Genomic DNA, 17,134 nt, shown 5'->3' with positions numbered 1-17,134 from the left:
ACGCCCCCGCCTCAACCCACCTTTTAATGAGCCGGCCACCACCTAGATCTACACTTACTGATTCGTCGGCCGCGTCAGTTGTGTATAAGAGACCGAGCCCCCCGCCGCGGGCTGCCCCGGCCGCCCCGCACCGCGCGCCGGGGCCCGCCGCCCGACTCGTTTCCGCGCGGTCGGCGGGCCCCGGCGTTGCGGCTACTGCTGGGGCGGCGGACCCTGCTGCGGGTAGCCGTACCCGGCCGGCGGTGCGGGCGGCTGCCGGCCGTCGGGCTGGGGGTAGCCGTAGCCGCCCTGCTGCGGGGGCTGCTGCTGCCACTCCTGCGGCAGCGGCTGCGCACCCGGCGCCCCGGGCTGCGGCTGCGGGTAGCCGTACCCGGGCGGGGGCGGCGGGGCCTGGCCCGGCTGCGGGGCCCACGGCGCGCCGGGGGCCGGCTGGCCGCCCGGGTAGCCGCCCTGGCCGGGCTGCTGCGGCGGGTACGGCGCCTGCGGCGCCTGCGGGTAGGCCTGCTGCTGCGGGTCGGCGTACGGCTGCGGCTGGCCCGGGTACTGCTGCTGGGTCTGCTGCTGCCAGCCGGCCTGCTGGGCGGCGGCCTGCTGGGCGCGGATGATGTCCTCGCCGACCAGGGTGGCCAGGTCGAAGTACGACTCGCGGACCTTGGGCCGCATCATGTCGAGGTTGACCTCGGCGCCGGCCGCCAGGCTCTCGTCGAAGGGGACGACGATCACGCCCCGGCAGCGGGTCTGGAAGTGCGCGACGATGTCCTCGACCTTGATCATCTTGCTGGTCTCGCGGACTCCGGAGACCACCGTGATGCTGCGCTGGACCAGGTCGGCGTAGCCGTGCGCGGAGAGCCAGTCCAGGGTGGTCGAGGCGCTGGAGGCGCCGTCCACGCTGGGGGTGGAGACGATGATCAGCTGGTCGGCGAGGTCCAGCACCCCGCGCATCGCGCTGTAGAGCAGACCGGTGCCGGAGTCGGTCAGGATGATCGGGTACTGGCGGCCGAGGACGTCGATGACCTGGCGGTAGTCCGAGTCGTTGAAGGTCGTCGAGACGGCCGGGTCGACGTCGTTCGCCAGGATCTCCAGGCCCGAGTGCAGGTCCTGCGAGGTGAACTGACGGATGTCCATGTAGCTGCGCAGGTGCGGGATGGCCGTCACCAGGTCGCGGATGGTCGCGCCGGTCTGGCGCTTGACCCGGCGGCCGAGGGTGCCGGCGTCCGGGTTGGCGTCGATCGCGATCACCTTGTCCTGGCGCTCGCTGGCCAGCGTCGCGCCGAGTGCGGTGGTGGTCGTGGTCTTGCCGACGCCGCCCTTGAGGCTGATCACGGCGATCCGGTAGCAGCTCAGCACCGGGGTGCGGATGACCTCCAGCTTGCGGCCGCGCTCCGCCGCGGCGGCCTTGCCGCCGAACTGGAAGCGGGGCTGCTGGCGCTGCTGCTTGGGCTGGTTGCGCAGCAGGCGGTCCGAGGACAGCTCGACGGCGGCGGTGTAGCCGAGCGGCGCGCCGTGGGCGACCTGCTGCGGGGCGGCGCCCTGCTGGAAGGCGGCGGGCGCCTGCGGGACGCCGGCCTGCTGCTGCCAGGCCTGGCCGCCGGTGGCCGGGGGCATCGGCTGGGGCTGTTGGGGCTGCTGGGGCTGTTGCTGCTGCGGGGGCTGCTGGTAGGCGTTCGGCTGGGGCCAGCCGCCCTGCCGGGGGTCGACCGGCGGGGACTGCGGGCCGGGTGCCTGCGGGCCGGGCACCGGCTGGGCGGCCTGCTGGGCGGCGGCCTGCTGGCGCGCCTGCTCGGCGGCCCACGCGGCGGACTGCTGCGGGTACGGCTGGGGCTGGACCGGCTGGGCCGCGTGCTGCGGGTCGGCGTACGGCGGCTGTTGGACGTGCTGCGGGTCCGCGTAGGGCGGCTGCGGGGCCTGCTGGGGGTCGGCGTACGGCGGCTGCGGGGCGTGCGGCTGGGCCTGCTGCTGGGCGTGCTGGGGGTCCGGGTAGGGCGGCTGCTGCTGCGGATCCGCGTACGGCGGCGGCTGGGGGGCGGCGTGCTGCGGCTCGGCGTAGGCCTGCGGCTGCTGCGGCGGGGCCTGCTGCTCCGCGTACAGCTGGGCCGGGCCGGGCTGCTGCTGGTACGCCGAGCCGTCCGCGGGCGGCCACGGCTGGGCGGCGGCCTGCGGCTGCTCGGGCCCGGGCACGGGGGCGGGCCCGGGCACCGGGGCAGGTCCGGGTGCGGGAGCCGGGTGCGCGGCGAACGGGACGTGCTGCGCCTCGACATGAGTGGCCGGCACCGGCGCGGGTGCGGGCGCCTGGCCGTCGCCGGCCTGCGGGGCGGGAACGGCGGCCTGCGGAGCCACCGGCGCGGGCTCGGGGGCCGGGGCCGGCACCGGTCCGGGCGCCGACGGACCGGCGGCCTGCGGGTGCTCGGGCACGGGCGGCGCCACCACGGTCGGTGCGGGCGCAGCAACCGGCGTCGGCGTCGGGACAGGTGCGGGACCAGGCGCGGGAGCGGTCGCGGGCTGCGGGCTCACCACCCCCGGCGGTCCGGGCGCCGGCCCCGGCGCGGTGGGAGCGGCGGGTGCGGGCGCGGCCGGTGGAGCCGCCGCGGAATCCGTCTGGATGTACCAGGACGGGGGAGTGTAGTCGGGCGCGTCGGACCAGTCGTCGTCGTCCTCCGCCGCGTTGTCGCCGACGTAGACGCCGTCCCGATCGCTGCTCACCTTGGGCTCCCTCGTGTTCGCCGCCGCTGTGCGCGGTGCCGTTGCCGCATCAAAGACTAGGGCGTGTGCCACCCCTCGTTGAAGGCGGAGTCTCATCTCGCCGGGTGTACGCCGGAGGAGTGAACACGAACCGCGACGGCCCCGCGGGGGCCCGTCAGTCCATCCGGCGCGGGCCTCCGAGGACCTGCTGCTCGGCCTGTCCGGGGATGGTGCGCACGTACTGGCGGCGCATCCGCGTCGTCCAGAGCGTGATGTCCTCACCCAGGTTGGGCAGCGACTCGACGTCCTGGCGGCCGAGCGAGAGCACCCGCCCGATCAGCTCCGCCTCCTGCGGGGAGACCCGCTGCACGCCGACCAGGTCGGCCGCGTTCAGTACCCGGGCCGCGTTCGGGCCCAGGTAGGGCAGCAGGGTCAGCGTGGTCTGCCAGGGCGCGGCGGAGAGCCGGCTGCGCGGCGGGCGGGCGCCGAGGTCGCGCACCACCAGCACCGGCGAGGTCACCGAGGCGCCCTGCGGGCCGAGCCGGCCGACCTGGTGGACCGTCACGCACGGCTGGCCGCCGCCCGCGGCCTGGGCCATCGGCCCCCACAGCTGCGCGCGGCCGGTCTCCACCGCGATCCGGGCGCCGGTCGCGGCGGCCCGCAGCGCGATGATCTGGGCCGTCCAGACACCGCCGACCAGGACCAGGTCGTAGGCGGTCGGCCGGAACAGGCCGAGCACGGCCGGCTGCTTGTGCGAGTCCTCGCCGATGACCACGCCGTCGTCGCCGACGGGGAAGGCGAGCGCACCGAGGTCCTCGGTGGTCAGCACGTGCTTCTCCCGGCGCGGGCCGCGCAGCCCGAAGCCGGGCAGGATGCGGGGCCGGACCCGGGCCTGGCCGTCGCCGGGCTGCGGGGCGGGGGCGGTGAAGGTCTGGTACGCCATCAGGACGCTCCTCCCAGGGGCAGGGTGGCGAGCAGGCCGGGGGCCTGCTCCAGGTCGAGCCGGGCCAGGCCGAGGCCGGCGCTCTGCGCCCGCGCCTCCACCAGCCGCCCGACCTGGTCCACCTCGCTCTCGCTGCGCCCGGTGACCCGGACGTGCCCGCTGATCGTCACCGAGCCGCCGGTGCCGTGTCCGGCGGTGAGGCTGAAGGTGCTGGCCAGCGCGGGCGTGCCGGTGACCAGGTTGACCAGGTCGGGGGCGGCGATCCGGCCGGGGGTGCCGCCGGGGCGGCTGAGCTGCGGCCAGCGGGAGATCCAGTAGGTGCTGTGCCAGCGGTCGTCGATCCGCCAGAACCGGTTGCTCTCCTGGGTGCGGCGGCCGCTGCCGGCTCCGCCGCCGGTGCCCTGGCGTCCGGCCACCGCGAGCGGGTTGGCGCAGGTGGAGATGGCCAGGGCGGCGATCAGCTCGCGCTCGTCGAGCACGGTCGCGTTGAAGCCGGCGCCGTTGAGCCGCCCGGCCAGCTGGTCGGTGACCCGCTGGAGGGCCTTGCGGGCGCCCTCCTCGCCGCCGCCACGGGCCCGGACGGCGGTGGCGGCCCGCTCCGGGTCGAGCTTCAGCGCGACCCAGGTCAGCCGCAGGCCGGGGGTGGCGGTGCCGTCCGGGAGCTCCTGGTAGGCACGGGCGGCCAGCGACTGCTCGGGCAGGTGCGGGGCCGGCGCGGGCTGGGTGTGCTGGACCAGCTGGACGGACTCCAGCGTGATGTCGTCCACCTGCAGCGCCGAGCAGATCACGTCCAGCGGGAGCGGCAGCGCGGTGCGCGCCGGGCGCAGCGGCTGGTCCTTGGCCTGGACGAGCAGGACCGAGCTGAGGAAGGTGCCGTCGCCGACCATGCCGGTCTCGCGGCGCACCGGGCGCCCGCCGAAGTCGGTCTCGGTGGCGTGGGTGCAGGTGCGCAGGGCCGGTTCCAGCTCCAGCGCGGGGGCGATGGCCGGGTCGGTGCCGGCCGGCGGGACGGTCGTCCTGGCCTGCTTCCGACGGGCCTTCAGGGCGGCCCGCACCCGCAGTGCCTCCGGGATGGTGCGGCCGCGCAGCGGGATCACGGCGAGCACGACCAGCGCCAGGGCGACCGCGCCGAAGGCGCCGGCGACCGGCTTGCTGATCGTCCAGCCGACCGCGACCAGCGCCACGGCGACCTCGACCAGCACGAGTTGCTGGAGCCTCAGGCGGCCGCCGAGCAGCCCCGGCCGGGGGTGGACCCGCACCGGTACGGGGGCGCCGGAGCCGCCGGCGGGGGCGGGCGACGGCGCGCCGGCGGGGGCCGGATCGTGCTGTGCGCGGCGGCCCGGCCGGCGCGACCCCCTGCCCTGTGCCGTGCTGCGGCGCCCTGGAGCGGTCTGACTTGGCATCCCCCGAGTGACCCTCTCTGATCAGTTGTCGCGGCCCGGTTGGCCGGTTCGCGAACCGTACCCGTACCGTACTCACCGTCTGCTGCCGCATCGTAGAGGGTTCGACGCCACTCGCGCCCGGCGGGTGCGGACCACGGGGTATGTCGGTCAACAGGGGAGACGACGAGCATGGCATCGCGCCGGGACGAACTGAACGCCTACACCTTCGCCCGCAAGCGCACGGTCGGGGCCTTTCTGCTGCCCGGGGGCGGCGGCAGCGACGAGGACGCGCCGCGCCCGGTCAAGGCGGTCCTGCCGAGCGTCATCGTGGCGGCGCTGGTGGTCGGCGGGTTCGGCGTGTGGGGCGTCTTCAAGCCGGGGGCGCCGGTGGGCTGGGACGACGGCAAGAACGTCGTCCAGGGCAAGAAGTCGACCACCCGGTACGTGGTGCTGACGGACCCGGACAACAAGACGAAGCGGCTGCACCAGGTGCTCAACATGTCCTCGGCGCGGCTGGTGCTGCCGGTGGACGCCAAGGTGGTGGTGGTCGCCGACGAGGTGCTGGACAAGTACCCGCACCACGGCCCGACGATCGGCATCCCGTACGCGCCGGACAAGCTGCCCGCCAAGGACAGGGCGAGCAAGCCGATGAAGTGGTCGGTCTGCGACCGCCCGGGCTCGGACCAGTTGCAGCAGACCGTCAACCAGGCGGTGTTCGTGGCGGCCGGCGACGACGCGAAGGCGCTGGAGGCCAAGGACCGGCTGCTGGACATCGACCAGGCGCTGCTGGTGCAGCAGACCGACGAGCAGCAGGTCGTCGCGCAGCCAGGCGCGGGCCAGCCGCCCGTCGACCAGAGCAAGTTGAGCCTGTACCTGGTCGACGCGCAGGGCCGTAAGCACGCCATCGGCGGCACCCAGACCTCCGACAAGGACAAGCAGTCGCTGATGACGGCCGTGTTCGGGGCGACCGCGCAGCCGCAGAAGGTGAAGAAGGACTGGCTGGACACCCTGGCGACCGGCAGCGCCATCCAGTTCCCGGTGGTCGACGGGCTGGTCCCGGACGCCAAGGCCGCCAACTCCTCGGTGGCGCTGCAGAATCCGGAGGACCGGAAGGTCGGCCGACTGGTCCGGTACGGCGACCAGCACTACGTGGTCGGCAAGGACCAGCTGTTCACCATCACCGCCTTCCAGGCGGAGCTGATCCGTCAGAACCCCGCCCTGCAGGGCCTGTACAACCAGGACGCGAACAAGAACCCGCGGGTGGACGAGCTCACCCCGGCCGACCACAGCAGCTTCGGGCTGGCCGCCGGGCCGCTGAAGGGCGTGGGCGGGGACTGGCCCGCCAAGGCGGGCGCGCCGGCCAACAACTGGAAGGCACCCAAGGACCCGCGGCTGGTGGTCTGCAGCACCTTCGACGGGGTGGCCGAGGACGGCAAGACGCCCAGGCGCAGCGTCTGGGCGGGCCCGGACTACCCGGCGCAGTACAGCAACGGCGCCGGCTCGGCGCACGTGACCCCCGGTCACGGCCTCTTCTACCGCGCGCTGGACAACGGGACGGGCGGCTCCGGCAGCGACTTCCTGATCACCGAGACGGGGCTGCGCTACTCGGTGCCCGCCAACACCGACGGCGGCGCCAAGGACGCGCAGGCGGCGGCCGCCCAGGCGGCCGCGAGCGGTGCGCCGAAGGCGCCGACGGCCCAGCCCAGCGCCTCGGCGGCCGCGCCGCAGCCGCCGGAGGAGGCCGGCGGGAACCAGGCCCGGCTGGGCTACCAGGGCCTGCAGCCGATCCCGGTACCCAAGGAGTGGTCGAGCCTCGTACCGGCCGGTCCGGCCCTGAACGCCAAGAACGCCAGGCAGCAGCAGAACGCCTGACGCCGTGTCCGGTAACGGAATTGGCCTCAGTGTCATGGTCTGGTAACTACGGCTCTCCCAGTGTTGGGCGAGCTGCGTGTGCCGACTACAGTTCTGCTGGACATCACACCGGTGATGCGACGGCGGGGCCGGGACGGCCCGCCGGACAAAGCGTCTGTCTCATGGGGGACGGTAGAGCATGGGTCAGTTCAAGACGACCGCGGAAGAGATGCTGGCTTTCGCCAAGCACATGGACCAGGTCATCGGCCAGATCGAGGGCGAGATTCGCACCCTCGACAGCCTGGTCGGCTCGATTGCCGCGGGATGGCAGGGTCAGGCCGCCACCGCCTACAAGTCCCTGCAGACGCAGTTCAACGAGGATGCGGTGGAGCTCAACAAGTCGCTGAAGGCGATCAAGGAAGCGATCGAGGTCACGACCAAGCAGTACTCGGCCACCGACGCGGACCAGCAGGCCGCGTTCAAGGCCTGAGCCTCAGCCTGACGGGTCATCCATCGCCGCCCCGGTGACGGGGCGCCATGCTTCCTCGACTAGGAGACAACGTGTCCGACCAGCACATTCTCGTTAACTTCGAAGCCGTCAAGAGCGCCGGTGCCGAGGTTCGTCGCACCGCCAAGCAGATCTCGAGCCAGCTCGAGGAGCTGAAGAGCGGCGTCACCAAGATCGCTGCCAGCTGGGAGGGTGTCGCCCAGCAGGGCTACCAGGCCCACCAGGCGAAGTGGGACCAGCGCGCCGCGCACCTGCAGCAGGTGCTCGAGCAGATCGCCAAGTCGCTGGACAACGCCGCCGACAGCTACCAGAGCACCGAGAAGAACAACGCCCAGCTCTGGGGCTGACGAGGTGCTCCCACCCCGTCAGGGGTGAGAACGACGCCGCCGTGAGGGGCGGGTGCCCGGTCTCCGGGCACCCGCCCCTGGCGCGCATTCACGGGTGGACGACATGAGGGGTGGCAGGGTGTCGGTAGGCAGGTACCGGAAGACGGCCGCGGCGCTGGCCGTGCTCGCGGTGCTGGGCGGCCCGCTGGCGGCCCCGGCGTACGCCGACGGCGTCCAGACCGGCCCCGGCCTCGCGTCCGCCGGCGACTGCCCCAACCCCGCGCTCGACGTCGAGGTCATGCCGTGGGCCCTGCAGCGCGTGGTGCTCGACGAGCTCTGGCAGGGCGGGAAGACCATCGGTGCCGGCGTCCTCGTCGCGGTCATCGACACCGGCGTGGACGACCACAACCCGCAGCTGGCGGGCAAGGTCCAGGACGGCGGCTCGCTGCTGAAGAACAAGGACAAGCAGAAGGTCGAGGGGACGGGCAAGGACGACCTGGTCGGCCACGGCACCAAGGTGGCCGGCATCATCGCCGCCTCCCACCGCGACCAGACCGGCTTCGTCGGGCTCGCCCCGGGCGCCACCATCCTGTCGATCCGCCAGAACGACAGCGAGGGCAACGGCGACGTCTCCTCCCTGGTGGAGGCGATCAACCTCGCGGTGCAGGGCGGCGCCAAGGTCATCAACATCTCGCAGGACGTGCGCGGCGCCGGGACGGCCGAGTTCAACGGCTACGCCGAGCTGAAGGCCGCCGTCGAGGCCGCCGAGGCCAAGGGCGTCGTGGTGGTGGCCTCCACCGGCAACGACGGCAAGGAGGGCGACACCTTCCCCGCGGCGTTCCCGACCGTGCTCGCCGTCGGCGCCTCCGACCGCAACAACGAGCGCGCCCTCTTCTCGCAGTTTGGCGACTTCGTGGACGTCGCCGCTCCCGGTGTCGACATGCTCTCGACCGTCCCCAAGGGCGGCCAGTGCGTGGACAACGGCACCAGCTTCGCCGCGCCCTACGTGTCCGGCCTCGCCGCGCTGCTGGTCGGCGCCCACCCGGGCTGGAAGCCCGTGCAGGTGCGCGCCTGGATCGAGCAGACCGCCCAGCGGACCCAGCGCACCAAGGACCGGTTCATCGGCTGGGGCGTGGTGGACCCGCTGAAGGCCGTCACCAAGGCGCCCGAGGTGGCCCCCGTCGAGGCCAAGGACGACCCGCCCGTCGAGCTGGCCGCCGCCCCGATCATTCCGCAGCCGCTCGGCCTCGGCGAGACCCAGGCCGACCGCGACGGCCGCACCGCGACGTACGTCCTGGGCGTCGGCGCCCTGCTCGTCGCGCTGCTCGTCGGCGGCGGGATCGTGCTCCGCGACCACCGACGGCGCCCGCAGGGGCTCTGACCCCTCCGGGCCGCGCGCCCGCCGTGCCGGTGAACCGACCCGGCCGGCCGCCGCGCGGACCCCTTCCGATCCGTCTGTAACATCCCGCCCCGCTCGCCGCATCGAACAGATGTCAGCGACAACGAGCAGGGGGGACGGGGCGGATGAGGCGGACCGGCGCCACACGCGAGGCCAAGGACGCGGAGTTCCTGGAGCTCGTGTCGAGCCGGACCGGCCATCTGTACCGCTCGGCCTGCCTGTTGACCAGCGGCGACACCCACCGCGCCGAGGACCTCGTCCAGGAGGCCCTCAGCCGGATGTACGTCCTGTGGCGGCGCAGCGCGTGGACCGGCGGGCGGCACCGGATCGACAACCCCGGGGCGTACGCCCACACCGTGATGGTGCGCACCTTCCTCGCCCAGCAGCGCCGCCGCTCCAGCGGCGAGCGCCCCACCGGCGACCTCCCCGAACCGGAGGGCCGGGAGGCGGACAGCACGTTGCGGCTGACGCTGCTCGACGCGCTCGGACGGCTGCCGGCCAAGGACCGGGCCGTCCTGGTGCTGCGCTACTGGGAGGACCGCAGCATCGAGGAGACCGCCGAGGTGCTGCGCGCCTCCTCGGGCGCGGTCCGCACCCGCACCTCCCGGGCGCTGGCCCGGCTGCGCGCGCTGCTCGGCGACTCGCTCGCCGAGCTGGCCGCCCGCTGAGCGGACGAACCCCTCCACCGACCGACCCCGTGATCGAAAGAAGCGGTGACCACCCATGTCCGAGCAGGACAGGTTCGAAGACGACCTCCTCCACGCCCTCACCCGTACCGGAGAGGGCTTCCGCGCCGAGCAGGCGCCGCTGGTGACGGGCGGCCTGGTCCGCGGCCGCCGCCGCTGGCGTCGGCGCTCCGCCGCTGCGGTGGTGGGCGGCGCGGCCGCGCTGGCCCTGGTGGGCACCGGCACGGTGTACCTCTCCGGGGCCGGCGGTACCGCCCCGGCCGCGGCGGCGATCGGCGCGGCCGCCGGACCGGCGTCGAGCGGGGCCGCCTCCGCCGTCGGGGCCCGGACCTCCGGTGGGACGCCGACCGGTACCGGGAGCCCGTCGGCCTCCGCCGAGACCCCGGTGGTCACCGGGGACGAGGTGCTGGCCACCCTGAAGGCGCTGCTGCCCCAGGGCGTGGTCACCGACGGCTCCGGCCGGGGCACCGACGACCCCTCGCTGAACGGCACCTTCGCGAGCGCGGACCTGGTCTTCGACGACGGCCGGGGCAGGTCGCTGATCCAGGTCGGGATCCAGAAGCACCGCAAGGGCCAGGGGCAGCCGCGCACCTGCCCGGAGAACCTGGTGACCGCCCGGCTGGACGCCTGCAGCGTCATCAGGCTGGCGGACGGGTCCGAGCTGGCGCTGAGCCAGGGCTACGAGTACGCGGACGGGCGGGCCGACACCAAGGAGTGGTCCGCCACGCTGTCCGGGCCGGACGGCCGCTCGGTCACGGTGAGCGAGTGGAACGCGCCGAAGGAGAAGGGAGCCCCGGACAGCCGCCCGAACCCGCCGCTCACCCTCGACCAGCTGAAGGCCGTGGTCACCGACGGGTCCTGGGACCGGATCGTGGCGGCGGTCCGGTACGACGGGGTGGACACCGAGGCGGTGCGCAGCGGCCTCTCGCTCCAGGAGCGCGAGGCGCTGCTCACCGGGCTGCTGCCGGCCGGGGCGGGCATCACCGCGCGCAGCGGCGACGAGCTCGCCGCCACCTTCACGGTGACCAACGGCCCGGCCACCGGCACGGTGATCCTCCGGGTCGAGGACTACTCGCAGCAGGACGCCGCCAGGCAGCAGCTGTTCAAGGACGCGGACACGCTGGCGGACGGCACCAGGGTGGTGGTCCGCCCGGGCCCGCAGCCGTCGGTCGAGACCCTGCACCCGAACGGCGCGCGGGTCATGGTCGCCGCCGTGAGCGGCACCAAGTCGGCGGCCACCGGAGGGGAGCAGCCGGTGCTGACCCTGGAGCAGGTGAAGGCCGTCGCCGTCAGCCCGGAGTGGAAGCTCGGGAAGTAGCCGCGTGCGGACACGGCGGTGCCCCGGGCCTGGGGGAGCCCGGGGCACCGCCGCGTGGGGGTGGGGTGGGGGTCAGGCCTGCTCGTCCTCGGGGAGGGTGATCACCCAGCGGGTGTCCTGCCGGGGGCGCAGGTAGAACAGCCAGTAGAGGGTGGCGGCGGCGGTGATGCCACCAGTCCACAGCAGGGGCTCGGTGTCCAGCTGGGTCATGATGTAGACGAGCACCGCGATCAGCACGACCGGGATCGCCGGCCAGAGCGGCATCCGCCAGGCGGCGGCGTGCTTGTGGTGGTTGCGGCGCGACAGCAGGGCGGCGACCGCGACCAGCAGGTACATCCCGGTCACCGCGACGCCGGTGATCTCGCTGAGCAGCTCGCCCTTGACGAAGCACAGGGCGGCGCCGGGCAGGCCCACCGCCAGGGTGGCGATCCACGGGGAGCCGAACCGGCCCAGGGTGGCGAAGGCCTTGTTGACCGGCTCGGGCCAGGCCTTGTCGCGGGCCGAGGCGAACAGCACCCGGGAGTTCTGGATGACCATGACGATGCCGGCGTTGATGATGGCCAGCGCGACGCAGAGGCTGATGAAGGTGCCGACCGCGGAGCTGCTCCAGGCGGTGACCATGCCGGAGATGTCGCCGGAGCTCAGGGTCTCCAGGTCGGGGGCGCCCACGGTGATGGCGACGACCGGGACGAGGATGACGGCGGCGGAGATGCCGAGCGTCCACAGCACGGTGCGCGAGACGTTGCGGCGCGGGTTCTCCAGCTCCTCCGAGAGGTAGACCGCGGTGGAGAAGCCCTGGGTGATGAAGAGCGCGATGCCGAGCGCGCCGATGACGGCGCCGATGCTCACCGTGGTGGTGGCACCGCCCTCGCCGGCGACCACACCGTGCAGCAGGCCGGGCGCGCCGCTGTTGGCGTGGGCGAAGCCGAGCACCGAGACCACGCCGGCCGCGATGACCTCCAGCACCAGGAAGATGCCGGTGATCCAGGCGTTGGCGCGCAGGTCCAGCAGGCCGGCCAGGGTGGCGGCGAGCATCACCGCGGCGCCGGCCAGCGGCTTGTCGACGTGCAGCACCGGGGCGAGGTAGTCGGCGGTGCCGAGCGCGATCACCGAGGGGACGATCATCACCACGATCAGCGACAGCACGAAGACCAGCCAGCCCGCCAGCCGCCCGGCCAGGGTGCCGACCATCGCGTACTCGCCGCCGGCGCTGGGGATCAGGGTGCCGAGCTCGGAGTAGCAGAAGGCCACCGCGATACAGAGCACCGAGCCGATGGCGATGGCCAGCGCGGTGGCGCTGCCGATGCTGGAGAACAGCTCCGGGACGATCACGAAGAGCGTGGAGGCCGGGGTGACGCAGGACAGCGTGAGCAGGGTCCCGCCCACGACGCCGATCGAGCGCTTGAGCTTCTGGGGCGAGGCGCCGGCGCCGTCGGTCGCCGCAGCGGGGGCTACGGCGCGTGGCGGGCGAAGCGTGTCGGTCATGTGGCTTCCGATCGACTCTGTGCGGTCCTGGAGAGGGAGCGGTATCGCCTCCGCCGGATGGTTGCTCTGGGTCCTGGTTCTGACGCTCCCGGTTCGCCATGGAACCTGGCCGTATTGATTGCGTCAATGGCCGAATTGCTTCGGAATCCGTTGCATGAAAGGGCATAAACATACGATCCGGTGATCGCTCACGGTAATTGTCAAGTATGTCCGAGTTGTTACCTCTGCCGCATCGCGATTGAATCCAAGGTGAACGGAGTGTTGCGAGCCAGGATTCAAAGGCTGTGGTCGGGTGCGACGATGACACGCCCAGGCGCCCCTCGGCGGCCCGCCGGGCCCCGCCACCACGACGGGAACCGCAGCGCCGGGCCGCAAAGATCTAGGTAACGTTTCGGCACGTGGGACGCGCAAGGGGCCGGGCTCCCGAGGAACCCGACCCCATGGTCACCGTACGTGACCGAAACGCCCCGGACTATGCGGAGGGCAGCCAGCCCGTCTGCACCATCTGCCCGTTGGTGATCCGGCGTGACACGAACACCCCTCGGCCCGCCGGCAGCGGCTGCGGCTTCACGGTGCCCAGCAGCGCGCCCTCGTCCTTGCTGCCGGACAGGATCACGCCCTGGCCGCCCAGCTCGCGCATCCGCTGCATCACCGGCTCGTACAGCGAGCGCCCGGCACCGCCGGCGCTGCGCGCGATGATCATGCGCAGGCCGATGTCACGGGCGAACGGCAGGAACTCGGCCAGCGGCGCCAGCGGGTTGCCCGAGGACGTCGCCACCAGCTCGTAGTCGTCCACGATCACGAACATGTCCTTGCCGCTGTACCAGCTGCGGTTGCGCAGCTGCTCGGCGGTCACATCCGGTCCGGGCAGGCGGCGCGAGCAGGCCCCGCGCAGCATCTCCACGATGCTCGTCATGGCCGGCTGCGCGGCCGCGTACTCCACCAGGTACTCCGGCGGCACCGTGCCGAGCAGCGCACGCCGGTAGTCGCCGACCACGATGCCGGCCTGGTCCGGGGTGTACCGCTCGGTGATCTGCTTGATCAGCATCCGCAGCAGCGCCGACTTACCCGACTCGCTCTCGCCGAAGACGATGAACAGCGGATCGGTCTCGAAGTTGACGAAGGCCGGAGCCAGCTCCACCTCGTCCACACCGAAGGCGACACCGCGCTCCGGGTGCTCGAAGCCCTTCGGCAGCGACTGCCCGTCCAGCACCGTCGGCAGCATCCGGACCTGCGGGGCGCGCGGGCCCGACCAGGCCGCGTTGACCGCCTCGACCAGACCGGCCACACCGCTCTGCAGGTCCTCCACCGAGGACAGGCCGTCCACCCGCGGCAGACCGGACAGGAAGTGCAGCTTCGACGCGGTGACACCGCGCCCGGGGGAGGACGGCACGTTCTGCGCCACCCGGCGGTCCACCTCGGACTCCATCGCGTCACCGAGCTTCAGCTCGGTCCGGTTCTGCAGCAGGTCCTTCAGCGCCGGCCGCACCTCGGCGTACCGGGCCGCCGTGATGATCAGGTGGACGCCGTAGCCGAGACCGCGCTGCGCGATGTCCCCGATCACCGGCTCCAGCATCTCGAATTCCTGCTTGAAGGTGTTCCAGCCGTCGATCATCAGGAAGACGTCGCCGAACTGCTCGTCCGGCAGCTGCCCGCTCGCCCGGCGGGTGCGGTACGTCGAGATGGTGTCGATACCGGTCGCGCGGAACAGCTCCTCGCGCCGGTTGAGCACCCCGTGCACCTCGCTGATCATGCGGCGGACCTTCTCGCCGTCCAGCCGCCCGGCCACCCCGCCGACGTGCGGCAGGTCCTGCAGCCCCTGGAAGCCGCCGCCGCCGAAGTCCAGCAGGTAGAACTGCGCCTCCAGCGGGGTGTGGGTGAGCGCGAAGGCCGCCACCGTGGTGCGCACCAGCGTCGACTTGCCGGACCGCGGACCACCGACGATCAGACCGTGGCCGGCCGCGCCCGAGTAGTCCTGGTGCAGCACGTCGCGGCGCTGCTCGCGCGGCTTGTCGACGATGCCCACCGGCACCACCAGCCGGCCCAGCGCACCGAACCCGGGCGAGGTCAGCCCGCGCTCCGGCGTCGGCTGCAGCGGCGGCAGCAGCTGGTCCACGCTCATCGGCTCGTCCAGCGGCGGCAGCCACACCTGGTGCGCGGCCGGGCCCTGGCCCGCCATCCGCTGCACGAACACGTCCAGCACGGTGTCGACCAGCGCGTCGTCCAGCTCCTCGACCTCCGGCTCCACCTCCTGCACCAGCGGCTCCAGCACCGGCACCTCGGCGGCGGTGAACAGCACCGGCTGCGCGGTGACCAGCCGTCCGCCGCCGGAGCGCTGCTGGCCCGGGGCGCGGTACGGACCGGAGACGTACGCGGCCTTGAACCGGTCCATCACGTCGGTGCCGAACTTCAGGTACCCGACACCGGGCACCGGCGGCAGGTGGTAGGCGTCCGGCACACCGATCGCCGCCCGCGACTCGGCGGCCGAGAAGGTCCGCAGGCCGATCCGGTACGAGAGATAGGTGTCCAGACCGCGCAGCTTGCCCTCCTCCAGGCGCTGCGAGGCGAGCAGCAGGTGCACACCCAGCGAACGGCCGATCCGGCCGATCTGGATGAACATGTCGATGAAGTCCGGCTTGGCGGTGAGCAGCTCGGAGAACTCGTCGATGATCAGCACCAGCGAGGGCAGCGGGTCCAGCGCCGCACCCGCCCCGCGCGCCCGCTCGTACTCGTTGAGGTTCGCGTAGTTGCCGGCCGAGCGCAGCAGCTCCTGGCGGCGGCTCAGCTCGCCCTCGATCGCGTCGCGCATGCGGTCGACGAGGGTCAGCTCGCCCTCCAGGTTGGTGATCACCGCCGAGGTGTGCGGCATGTCCGCCATCCCGGAGAAGGTGGCACCGCCCTTGAAGTCCGCGAGGACGAAGTTCAGCGTCTCCGAGGAGTGGGTCATCGCCAGGCCCAGCACCAGGGTGCGCAGCAGCTCCGACTTGCCGGAGCCGGTCGCGCCGACGCACAGGCCGTGCGGGCCCATGCCGTCCAGCGCGGCCTCCTTGAGGTCCAGGTAGACGTGCTCGCCGCCGGCGCCGACACCGATCGGCACCCGCAGCTTCTCGTGCTGGGCGCGGGTGCGCCAGCTGCGGCTCACGTCGAAGGAGCCCGGGTCGCCGGAGCCCATCAGCTCGGTGAAGTCCAGGTTGGACAGCAGCGGTTCGTCGTCGCCGCCGGCCGAGATCCGGTACGGCGCCAGCTGGCGGGCCAGCGCCTCGGACTGCCAGGTGGACAGCGTGTCCGGCTTGCCGGCGTAGGTCGCGCCGGAGGCCGAACGCAGCAGCAGCTCCTGCGGGGTGACGGTGACGATCAGGTGGCCGGTCGGCTCGTCCAGGTCGCCCGGGACGACCTCGACGATGGTCACCCCGTGCACACCCTCCGCACCGGCCAGCAGCGAGTCGTGCGGCACCGAGGCGCCGTCCATCACGACGATGATGTGCGGCTGGTCGGCCGCGGGAGGGGCGTCCCGCACGAAGCGCTGGCGCCCGGCCAGTTCGTCCTGGAGCAGGTCCTCCAGCTCACCGAGGCCGGTGGCGATCAGCCGCCGCGAGCCGGCGCCGTCGTTGTCCTTGCGGTGCTGGTTGTGCGGGAGCCACTTGGTCCACTCCCACTCGTCCACCGCGCCCGGCGCCGCGGCGACCGTCACCAGCAGGTCGTCCGGCGAGTGCAGGGTCGTCAACTGGGCGATCATCGCCCGGACGTTGCCGTACACGGTGTCCGGGTCGCCGCACACCGTGATGTGGTAGAAGGCGCGCAGCGAGACCGCCAACGGCAGGTCCTGCAGGGTGCCGTGGGCCTTGAGGAAGGTGTGCATCGCGGCGGCGGCCAGCGGCTCCAGCTCGTCCATCGGCGCGGTCTGCGGGGCCACCAGCGGAGTGGACAGCTGCACCGGCCCCCGGCCGACCCGGATCTGCGCGAAGTCGGCGTCCCCGGTGCGGCGTTCCCACAGCCGGCGGCCGTCCGCGACGATCGACCAGAGCTGGTCCGGCTCGGGGTTGAGGAACAGCTGGGCGCCGCGCTGGCGCTCCGCGGTGCGCCGGACCTGGCGGCGCATCTGCTGCAGGTACTTGAGGTAGTCGCGCCGCTCGTCCGCGGTGGCGGTGGAACCGCCCTTGCGCGCCCGCACGATCTGGGCCAGCGCCATCCCGACCGTGGAGACGATCATCAGACCGCCCATGATCTTCATCGGGGGCGCGGCGCCGGGCGAGAAGAAGAACACCGCCGAGCCGCCCATGCCGAGCATCGGGAGGATGCTCATCACCCAGTCCTCCCCGCCCGCCCTGGGCAGTTCGGGCGGGGTGACCAACTCCACCGGCTCGTCCGGCACCACCGGTGGATAGGCCCGGGCAGGACGCTTGACCATGACAACACTCATGCGCCCACCCCATGGTCCTGAACGGTTCGCTCGCTCACTTCGGCATCAGCCCTCACGCAACTGGATACGTACGGGTGAGGACGCCCCGTGTGACGCCGCCCCCGCTCCGCCGACCGCAGGCACCCGGGGAGGAGCGC

Annotated in this window: 11 protein-coding genes; 6 read left to right on the top strand and 5 right to left on the bottom strand. The window is 73.1% G+C overall.

Features of this window, described 5'->3' with window-relative positions; genetic code table 11:
* Positions 1-192: 192 nt before the first annotated feature.
* From ACFVVX_RS35535 to eccE, 3 genes are all read right to left on the bottom strand, one after another.
* Positions 193-2,700, bottom strand: a complete 2,508-nt coding sequence (locus ACFVVX_RS35535; protein ID WP_387951967.1) for a MinD/ParA family protein — start codon at positions 2,698-2,700, stop codon at positions 193-195.
* A gap of 154 nt (positions 2,701-2,854) precedes the next feature.
* Entirely contained in the window at positions 2,855-3,622 is a 768-nt protein-coding gene (locus tag ACFVVX_RS35530; protein WP_387951966.1) for a hypothetical protein, read from the bottom strand.
* The gene (gene eccE / locus ACFVVX_RS35525; RefSeq protein ID WP_387951964.1) at positions 3,622-5,025 is read right to left on the bottom strand and encodes a type VII secretion protein EccE; all 1,404 of its coding nucleotides are present in this window, start codon (positions 5,023-5,025) and stop codon (positions 3,622-3,624) included. The genes ACFVVX_RS35530 and eccE overlap by 1 nt, the downstream gene beginning before the upstream one ends.
* 168 nt (positions 5,026-5,193) lie before the next feature.
* Here eccE and ACFVVX_RS35520 point away from each other — a divergent pair, with 168 nt between their 5' ends.
* From ACFVVX_RS35520 to ACFVVX_RS35495, 6 genes are all read left to right on the top strand, one after another.
* On the top strand, positions 5,194-6,876 hold the full coding sequence (locus ACFVVX_RS35520) for a type VII secretion protein EccB (RefSeq protein ID WP_387951962.1): 1,683 nt from the start codon (positions 5,194-5,196) through the stop codon (positions 6,874-6,876).
* A gap of 178 nt (positions 6,877-7,054) precedes the next feature.
* Positions 7,055-7,345: a WXG100 family type VII secretion target gene (locus ACFVVX_RS35515; protein WP_387951960.1), complete on the top strand. Its 291-nt coding sequence runs from the start codon at positions 7,055-7,057 to the stop codon at positions 7,343-7,345.
* A 71-nt stretch (positions 7,346-7,416) separates the two neighbouring features.
* Positions 7,417-7,710 carry a WXG100 family type VII secretion target gene (locus tag ACFVVX_RS35510; RefSeq protein ID WP_387951958.1) on the top strand — a complete coding sequence of 98 codons (294 nt, stop codon included), beginning with the start codon at positions 7,417-7,419 and terminating at the stop codon, positions 7,708-7,710.
* Positions 7,711-7,813: 103 nt separating this feature from the next.
* Positions 7,814-9,070, top strand: a complete 1,257-nt coding sequence (gene mycP / locus ACFVVX_RS35505) for a type VII secretion-associated serine protease mycosin (protein ID WP_387951956.1) — start codon at positions 7,814-7,816, stop codon at positions 9,068-9,070.
* Positions 9,071-9,213: 143 nt separating this feature from the next.
* Positions 9,214-9,756 carry a SigE family RNA polymerase sigma factor gene (locus ACFVVX_RS35500; RefSeq protein ID WP_387951954.1) on the top strand — a complete coding sequence of 181 codons (543 nt, stop codon included), beginning with the start codon at positions 9,214-9,216 and terminating at the stop codon, positions 9,754-9,756.
* Positions 9,757-9,811: 55 nt separating this feature from the next.
* The gene (locus tag ACFVVX_RS35495; RefSeq protein WP_387951952.1) at positions 9,812-11,092 is read left to right on the top strand and encodes a hypothetical protein; all 1,281 of its coding nucleotides are present in this window, start codon (positions 9,812-9,814) and stop codon (positions 11,090-11,092) included.
* Positions 11,093-11,164: 72 nt separating this feature from the next.
* Here the strand turns inward: ACFVVX_RS35495 and ACFVVX_RS35490 are convergent, their stop codons facing one another.
* Both ACFVVX_RS35490 and eccCa read right to left on the bottom strand, forming a co-directional pair.
* Positions 11,165-12,577: an APC family permease gene (locus tag ACFVVX_RS35490; RefSeq protein ID WP_387951950.1), complete on the bottom strand. Its 1,413-nt coding sequence runs from the start codon at positions 12,575-12,577 to the stop codon at positions 11,165-11,167.
* A gap of 472 nt (positions 12,578-13,049) precedes the next feature.
* Positions 13,050-16,997 carry a type VII secretion protein EccCa gene (gene eccCa / locus ACFVVX_RS35485; protein WP_387951948.1) on the bottom strand — a complete coding sequence of 1,316 codons (3,948 nt, stop codon included), beginning with the start codon at positions 16,995-16,997 and terminating at the stop codon, positions 13,050-13,052.
* Positions 16,998-17,134: the final 137 nt, after the last annotated feature.

The organism is Kitasatospora sp. NPDC058170 (assembly GCF_042883905.1).
In the GTDB taxonomy this organism is placed as follows: domain Bacteria; phylum Actinomycetota; class Actinomycetes; order Streptomycetales; family Streptomycetaceae; genus Kitasatospora.
Note: the sequence above shows the minus strand (reverse complement) of the source record. Positions and strands in the feature narration are given on the sequence as shown.

Coding starts and splice junctions, on each gene's coding strand:
- ACFVVX_RS35500 (WP_387951954.1), top strand. CDS start 9,214: ATGAGGCGGACCGGCGCCACACGCGAGGCCAAGGACGCGGAGTTCCTG.
- ACFVVX_RS35520 (WP_387951962.1), top strand. CDS start 5,194: ATGGCATCGCGCCGGGACGAACTGAACGCCTACACCTTCGCCCGCAAG.
- eccE (WP_387951964.1), bottom strand. CDS start 5,025: ATGCCAAGTCAGACCGCTCCAGGGCGCCGCAGCACGGCACAGGGCAGG.
- ACFVVX_RS35515 (WP_387951960.1), top strand. CDS start 7,055: ATGGGTCAGTTCAAGACGACCGCGGAAGAGATGCTGGCTTTCGCCAAG.
- mycP (WP_387951956.1), top strand. CDS start 7,814: ATGAGGGGTGGCAGGGTGTCGGTAGGCAGGTACCGGAAGACGGCCGCG.
- eccCa (WP_387951948.1), bottom strand. CDS start 16,997: ATGAGTGTTGTCATGGTCAAGCGTCCTGCCCGGGCCTATCCACCGGTG.
- ACFVVX_RS35530 (WP_387951966.1), bottom strand. CDS start 3,622: ATGGCGTACCAGACCTTCACCGCCCCCGCCCCGCAGCCCGGCGACGGC.
- ACFVVX_RS35490 (WP_387951950.1), bottom strand. CDS start 12,577: ATGACCGACACGCTTCGCCCGCCACGCGCCGTAGCCCCCGCTGCGGCG.
- ACFVVX_RS35495 (WP_387951952.1), top strand. CDS start 9,812: ATGTCCGAGCAGGACAGGTTCGAAGACGACCTCCTCCACGCCCTCACC.